Source organism: Bartonella sp. AP72JLCBS, assembly GCF_042195705.1.
Taxonomy (GTDB): domain Bacteria; phylum Pseudomonadota; class Alphaproteobacteria; order Rhizobiales; family Rhizobiaceae; genus Bartonella.
Map to the genome: position 1 here is coordinate 330 of NZ_JBHIOU010000143.1, position 232 is coordinate 561.

Below are 232 nucleotides of genomic sequence, written 5' to 3' on the forward strand. Positions count from 1 at the left end.
TGGATTTACAAATGAAACCAAACAAGTTGGTGATGTTACACTTTATCGCATTCGTGCATTAAGAGACTTTGGTGATGTCAAGGCTGGTGATCTTGGTGGTTTTATTGAGAAGGAAGATAACCTCTCTCATGACGGAAATTGCTGGGTTTACGATAACGCATGCGTTTTTCAAAATGCAAGGGTCTATGAAAACGGTAAAGTGAAAAGCTTTTTTGTAGACGTTTATGGTGAT

At 38.4% G+C, this 232-nt stretch carries 1 pseudogene; it reads left to right on the plus strand.

Annotated features, from left to right (window positions below):
* Positions 1–232 (plus strand): annotated as a pseudogene (locus ACFILO_RS09785) (hypothetical protein); the annotation flags it as partial.